General features: G+C 71.8%; 8 protein-coding genes. 2 read left to right on the top strand and 6 right to left on the bottom strand.

The genetic code is table 11. The features are described 5' to 3' along the window. The coding region (locus Q7T15_RS09215) for a hypothetical protein (protein WP_304695527.1) at positions 1-553 on the bottom strand (553 nt) is incomplete at its 3' end. Further along, entirely contained in the window at positions 546-857 is a 312-nt protein-coding gene (locus Q7T15_RS09210) for a hypothetical protein (protein WP_304695525.1), read from the bottom strand. The genes Q7T15_RS09215 and Q7T15_RS09210, both read right to left, overlap by 8 nt. 137 nt (positions 858-994) lie before the next feature. Between Q7T15_RS09210 and Q7T15_RS09205 the strand changes: the two genes are divergently transcribed. Continuing rightward, positions 995-1,522, top strand: coding sequence for a low molecular weight protein-tyrosine-phosphatase (locus Q7T15_RS09205; RefSeq protein ID WP_304695523.1), 528 nt, complete (start codon positions 995-997; stop codon positions 1,520-1,522). Continuing rightward, a complete protein-coding gene (gene purB, locus Q7T15_RS09200) occupies positions 1,519-2,916 on the top strand; it encodes an adenylosuccinate lyase (RefSeq protein ID WP_304695520.1) in 1,398 nt (465 codons plus the stop codon). The genes Q7T15_RS09205 and purB overlap by 4 nt, the downstream gene beginning before the upstream one ends. 57 nt (positions 2,917-2,973) lie before the next feature. On the opposite strand, the gene Q7T15_RS09195 is transcribed toward purB, so the two are convergent. The 4 genes from Q7T15_RS09195 to rplI form a co-directional block, all read right to left on the bottom strand. Further along, positions 2,974-3,201, bottom strand: a complete 228-nt coding sequence (locus Q7T15_RS09195; RefSeq protein WP_304695518.1) for a hypothetical protein — start codon at positions 3,199-3,201, stop codon at positions 2,974-2,976. Next, the gene (locus Q7T15_RS09190) at positions 3,198-3,761 is read right to left on the bottom strand and encodes a hypothetical protein (protein ID WP_304695516.1); all 564 of its coding nucleotides are present in this window, start codon (positions 3,759-3,761) and stop codon (positions 3,198-3,200) included. The genes Q7T15_RS09195 and Q7T15_RS09190 overlap by 4 nt, the downstream gene beginning before the upstream one ends. Before the next feature lie 86 nt (positions 3,762-3,847). Then, on the bottom strand, positions 3,848-5,254 hold the full coding sequence (dnaB, locus tag Q7T15_RS09185) for a replicative DNA helicase (RefSeq protein ID WP_370689131.1): 1,407 nt from the start codon (positions 5,252-5,254) through the stop codon (positions 3,848-3,850). A gap of 484 nt (positions 5,255-5,738) precedes the next feature. After that, positions 5,739-6,191, bottom strand: a complete 453-nt coding sequence (rplI, locus tag Q7T15_RS09180) for a 50S ribosomal protein L9 (protein WP_304695514.1) — start codon at positions 6,189-6,191, stop codon at positions 5,739-5,741. Positions 6,192-6,197: the final 6 nt, after the last annotated feature.

Below are 6,197 nucleotides of genomic sequence, written 5' to 3'. Positions count from 1 at the left end.
CGAGCACGGCGTCGTCGGCCGAGGTCGCGAGCAGGCGCAGCGCCTCGGTCGTGGCGGGCGAGTCGAACAGCGACCCGGTGAGCCGCTCGACCCCCGCCGTCGAGCTGCGCGAGAGCGACTCGCGCGAGGCGGCCGGGAGGAGTATCCACGCCCCGGCCGCGATCGCGACCACGGGGAGGACCGACGGCAGCAGGCCGAGGGCGAGGCGGCCGGCGAGGAAGCCGACCGTCGAGGCGACGGGCGCGATCGCCTCCTCGAGCCAGGATCGGGCGCGGGATTCCGCCCAGCCGTAGCCGTCGATCGCGATGCGCAGCGCCCCGCCGAGCGCCTCGAGCGCCTCCGACTCCCGGCGCAGCACCGCCGCGGCCTCCGCGAGCTCCAGCCCCGTGCCGTTCCAGCGGTCGCCCGGCAGGGGAGACGTGAGCGGCTCGAGCCGCCCGGCGGCCGTCGCGCACGTCACCGACCCGCGCCGAAGCCGCTCGAGCGCCTCGAGCAGGTGCTCGGAGGCGACCGTCGTCGACCCGCCCCCGCCGATGAGGAGCGCGTCAGCCACCGGCCGCCGCCGCCGCGCGGGTCTCGGCCTGCGAGCGCGCCCACGCGAGCGCCTGCCCGGCGGTGTCGAGCGAGCGGCGGGCGTCGACGAGCCCGCTCAAGCGGTTCTCGACGGCGCGGGCGTACGCGCGCGCGGCGGGGCCGCGCCACTGGTCGTCGTGCGCGGTCGTGCGCACGAGCGCCATGACCGACTCGACCTGCGCGGCGACGGCGCTGACGACGAGCTCGCGATGACGCAGCTCGCTCGCCTGAGCCGCGTGCTGCGCGGCGAGCGGATCGGGGTGCGGGGGGTGCGACGGCTGCACGGGGGCCCTCCTTCGACTCGTGGGGGTGACCAGGTTGCGGCAGTCGCCCGACCGGACCGGCGCGGCGGGCGCGATCGGGGCATCCGATCGCCGCCTCGACGGCTGTGGAGGAGGGGGAAGTGGGGGATGATGGGGGCATGAGCTTCGACCGGGACCTCGGCGTGCCCGGCGTCTTCCGGATCTGCTTCGTCTGCACCGGGAACATCTGCCGCTCGCCCATGGCCGAGGCCGTGTTCAACGAGCTGATCCGCAAGCGCGGCTGGGAGCACCTGGTCTCGGTGCGCTCGGCCGGCACGGGCGAGTGGCACGTGGGCGAGTCGAGCGATCCGCGCACGCTCGCGGCGCTCCGCGCTCGCGGCTACGAGGGCGACGTGCACCGCGCGCGCCAGTTCGAGAGCCGCTGGTTCACCGACCTCGACCTCATCATCGCCTTCGACCGCACCCACGAGCGGATCCTCAAGACCTGGGCGCCCGACGACGACGCGCGCAGCAAGGTGCACCTGCTCATGTCGTTCGACCCCGCCCACAACGAGGCGCAGCTCGACGTGCCCGACCCGTACTACTCCGACGCCGCGATGTTCGACACGGTGCTCGGGATGATCGAGCGGGCCTGCACCGCTCTGTTCCGCCAGCTCGAACCCGGAATCCGACAGGGAGCCCCATGACCCCCGCCTCGCAGCCCCTCGCCCCCCAGCCCCTCAGCCCGCTCGACGGCCGCTACCGCGACCAGGTCGCCGCGCTCGGGGAGCACCTCTCGGAGGCCGGGCTCAACCGCGCGCGCATCCAGGTCGAGGTCGAGTGGCTCATCCACCTCACCGATGCCGGGCTGTTCGACGCCGCGCGCCTGACCGATGAGCAGAAGGCGAGCCTGCGCGAGCTCGTCACGGGGTTCGGGCAGGACGACATCGACTCGCTCGCCCGCCGCGAGGCCGTCACCCGCCACGACGTGAAGGCCGTCGAGTACCACGTGCGCGACCGCCTCGCCGAGCTCGGTCTCGAGTCGATCGCCGAGCTCACCCATTTCGCCTGCACGAGCGAGGACATCAACAACCTCTCGTACGCCCTCACCGTGCGCGCGGCGATCGTCGATGTATGGATGCCCCGGGCCCGGTCGGTCGTCGAGGCCCTGCGCGAGCGGGCGCTCGCCTTCGCAGACGAGCCGATGCTCGCGCACACCCACGGTCAGCCGGCGACGCCGACGACCATGGGCAAGGAGCTCGCCGTCACCGTGCACCGGCTCGAGCGCCTGCTCGCCTCGATCGAGGAGGTCGAGTACCTGGGCAAGTTCTCGGGCGCGACCGGCACGTTCTCGGCCCACCTCGCCGCCGACCCCGAGCACGACTGGGTCGCGACCTCGCAGGCGTTCGTCGAGGGCCTCGGCCTGACGTGGAACCCGCTCACGACGCAGATCGAGTCGCACGACTGGCAGGCGCAGCTCTACCAGCGCGTCGCGCACGTCGGCCGCGTGCTGCACAACCTCTGCACCGACGTGTGGACGTACATCTCGATGGGCTACTTCCGGCAGATCCCGCAGCCGGGCGCGACGGGCTCGTCGACGATGCCGCACAAGATCAACCCGATCCGCTTCGAGAACGCGGAGGCGAACCTCGAGCTGTCGGCCGCCGTGCTCGACTCGCTCGCGGCGACGCTCGTGACGAGCCGACTGCAGCGCGACCTCACCGACTCGTCGGCGCAGCGCAACATCGGCGTCGGCCTCGGGCACTCGATGCTCGCGCTCGACAACATCCTCAAGGGCCTCGGCGAGATCGATCTCGATCGGGATGCCCTGGCTCGCGATCTCGACGGCAACTGGGAGGTCCTCGGCGAGGCGATCCAGACCGTCATCCGCGCCGAGGTCACCGCCGGGCGCAGCTCGATCGAGGACCCGTACGCGATGCTCAAGGAGCTCACGCGCGGCCACCGCGTCGGCGGCGAGGAGCTGCGGGCGTTCGTCGACGGTCTCGACATCTCCGACGCCGCGAAGGCGCGGCTGCGCGAGCTCACGCCGGCGACCTACGTGGGCGTCGCGGGCGAGCTGGCGCGGCGCCTCGCGCGCTGACGCTCCGGAGACGACCCGGGCATCCCGCCGGAGAGCGGCGCCGCGAGCGGCGCGCGCTCAGTCGTGCGGGAGCTCGCCGTCCATCGGCTTGTTCGGCGTGATCGCGAGCATGAGCATCGAGATCACGATGAGGTCGATGACGAAGGTCGCGCCGAGCACGATCGCGGCGAGGGCGAGATCGCGCGTCACGGCGAAGATCGTGCCGCCGGCGAAGAGGGCGACGATGCCGGCGAAGCCGATGAGCTCGGCGGGGCGCAGGCGCTCGCGGCGACGGGGTTCGGTCATGAGGGGGAGTGCTCCTTCTGCGAGGCGCCCCAGGTGAGGCTGAGCGCGGCGATGACGAGGAAGACGCCGACGACGATCGCGTAGGCGCCGAGGAACCCGACGGCCGAGACCGAGTCGGCGACGATCGCGAGCACGACGGCGAGGGCGAGCGTCGCGCCGCCGACGACGATCGCGTCGCGGGCGAGCGCATGGCGGGTGCGGTGGCGGATGCCCCACACGAGCTCGACCGCGCCCGAGAGCACGGCCCACCCGCTCGCGATGACCAGCAGGAAGGGCAGGCCGGCGTCGAGCCGCACGAGCGCGACCGCGCCGGTGGCGAGGGCGAGGCCGGCGAGCATCGCGTGCAGGCCGCGGAGCGGCTCGTCGCGGGGCAGCCCGAGCGCGGGGAACCCGAGGGTCGCGGCGAGCGCGGCGCCCAGGAGGCCGAGGGCGAGGAGGCCCAGGCGGGCGGAGTGGTCGGCGGTGAACGTGATCACGAGGCCGGCGACGATGAGCGGCACGGCGCGCAGCAGCACGGCGCGCCCGAGCGCGCGCGTTTCGGGGGAGGCGGCCGACGCCATGAGGTCCTTCCGGCGGGGAGCGAGTGTGCGGCCCCAGCCTACGGCGCGGCGCCCGAGCGAACGCCGCGCGAGCGCGATCGCGGTCGCTAGACCCGCGGCATGTCGGCGAAGCGGGAGAAGTGCCCGTGGAAGCCGACCGTGATCGTGTCGGTCGGGCCGTTGCGGTGCTTGGCGACGATGAAGTCGGCCTCGCCCGCGCGCGGGTTCTCTTTCTCGTAGGCGCTCTCGCGGTGGAGGAGGATCACCATGTCGGCGTCCTGCTCGAGCGAGCCGGACTCGCGGAGGTCGCTCAGCGCCGGCTTCTTGTCGGCGCGCTGCTCGGGGCCTCGGTTGAGCTGCGAGAGGGCGACGACGGGCACCTGCAGCTCCTTCGCCATGAGCTTGAGCGCGCGAGAGAACTCGCTGACCTCCTGCTGCCGGCTCTCGACGCGCTTCCCGCTCGTCATGAGCTGCAGGTAGTCGATGATGACCATCTTGAGCCCGACCGTCTGCTTCAGTCGGCGGCACTTCGCGCGGATCTCGACGAGCGTCATGTTCGGGCTGTCGTCGATGTAGAGCGGGGCGTCGTTGATGCGGCCGCGCGTCGAGGCGATCGTCGTCCAGTCGCGCGACTCGAGCGTGCCCTTGCGCATCGCGTGGAGGGGTACGGAGGCCTCGGCCGAGAGCAGGCGCATCGCGATCTCGCTTCGCCCCATCTCGAGCGAGAAGAAGACCGTGGGGTGGTTGTGCTTGATCGCGGCGGCGCGGGCGAAGTCGAGGGCGACGGTCGACTTTCCGAGCGCGGGGCGCGCGGCGATGAGGATCAGCTGGCCCGCGTGGAGGCCGTTGGTGAGCGCGTCGAGGTCGGCGAAGCCCGTCGGGACGCCCGTCATCGAGCCGTCGCGGCCGCGGGCCGCCTCGATCTCGTCGATCGCCTCGTTGACGGCCTCGGTGAGCGGGACGTAGTCCTCCGACTGCGTTCCGCCGGCGACGGCGTAGATCTCGGCCTGGGCGTTGTTGACGAGGTCGGTGACCTCGCCCTCGCTCGCGTAGCCCATCTGGACGATGCGCGTGCCCGCATCGACGAGGCGACGGAGCACCGCCTTCTCGGCGACGAGCGAGGCGTAGAAGCCGGCGTTCGCGGCGGTCGGCACGATGCCCGTGAGGGTGTGGAGGTAGTCGGCGCCGCCGGCGCGCGACAGGTCGCCGGCCTTCGTGAGCTCGTCGGTGACGGCGATGACGTCGGTGGGCTCGCCGCGCGAGTACAGCGACAGGATCGCCTCGAAGATGACCTCGTGCTTCGGGACGTAGAAGTCGATGCCCCGCACGACCTCGATGACGTCGGCCGTGGCGTCCTTGCTGAGCAACATTCCGCCGATCGCGCTCTGCTCGGCGAGCAGGTCGTGCGGCGGCGTCCGCTCGGAGTGGCGGCCGTCGGAGCCCCGGTGATCGGACCCGCGGTTGTCGGAGCCGCCTCGAGCGTCGAGGGCGCTGCCGATGTGCGCGAGGGACACAGGGCCTCCAAAATCTGCGATCGGATCGCTGAGTGCTTCAGGTGTACCGCCGACCACTGACAGCGGAGCGATGACACGCGAGTGGCTGCGTGTGCGGCGGGATAGGCCATCACGATAGGGACGGCGTCGCGGTACCCTCAACCAGCCCTGTGGATAACGATGTGGAGAGCGGTCGAGAAACGCCGGTGACGGTGTGCACAGCCTGTGGACAGGCCTGTGGCATTCGGAGCTCATTCTCGCCGGAACCGACCTCTGACCTGGGTTTTCCGTTTCCACACCATGTGTGGGGAAACAGGCTTCAAGCGGCACTTCAGAGTTGCCGTTCTGAATGCTCACCTGTGCACAGAACGGCCCCTCGAGCTCTTGCGCGGACGGGCTCCGACCCGCTAGGGAGCGGCGCACGTACCCCCCGGAATCGGCCCCGACGACGACGAAGCGCCCCCGGGATCGAGACCCCGGGGGCGCTTCCGTTGCGCGCTCGCGACTACTTCGCGGCGACCACCTGGAGGGTGATCGTCGCGACGATGCCGTCGCGGAGCTTGAGGATCGCCTCGTGGGTGCCGACCGACTTGATCGGCGCGACGAGCTCGACGAGACGCTTGTCGATCGAGCCGATGCCGGCCTTCTCGACGGCCGCGGCCACATCAGCGGTCTTCACCGAGCCGAACAGCCGGCCCTCGGCGCCCGCCTTGACGGCGAGCTTCACGGGGTTGGCCTCGAGGCGCGCCTTGAGGTCCTGGGCCTCTTCGATCGTGGCGTGCTCGCGGGCGGTGCGGGCGGCCTTGATCTGGTCCACCTGCTTCTCGCCACCGCGGGTCCACGCCACGGCGTAGCCCTGGGGGATGAGGTAGTTGCGGGCGTACCCGTTCTTGACCTCGACGACGTCGCCGGGAGCACCGAGACCGGTGACCTCCTGCGTGAGGATGAGCTTCGACATCACGGC

The sequence above is a fragment of the Microcella sp. genome, from assembly GCF_030645145.1.
In the GTDB taxonomy this organism is placed as follows: domain Bacteria; phylum Actinomycetota; class Actinomycetes; order Actinomycetales; family Microbacteriaceae; genus Microcella.
Note: the sequence above shows the minus strand (reverse complement) of the source record. Positions and strands in the feature narration are given on the sequence as shown.

Excerpts from the sequence above, each read along its gene's own strand:
- Q7T15_RS09205 (WP_304695523.1), top strand. The coding sequence starts at position 995 with ATGAGCTTCGACCGGGACCTCGGCGTGCCCGGCGTCTTCCGGATCTGC.
- purB (WP_304695520.1), top strand. The coding sequence starts at position 1,519 with ATGACCCCCGCCTCGCAGCCCCTCGCCCCCCAGCCCCTCAGCCCGCTC.
- Q7T15_RS09195 (WP_304695518.1), bottom strand. The coding sequence starts at position 3,201 with ATGACCGAACCCCGTCGCCGCGAGCGCCTGCGCCCCGCCGAGCTCATC.
- Q7T15_RS09190 (WP_304695516.1), bottom strand. The coding sequence starts at position 3,761 with ATGGCGTCGGCCGCCTCCCCCGAAACGCGCGCGCTCGGGCGCGCCGTG.
- rplI (WP_304695514.1), bottom strand. The coding sequence starts at position 6,191 with ATGTCGAAGCTCATCCTCACGCAGGAGGTCACCGGTCTCGGTGCTCCC.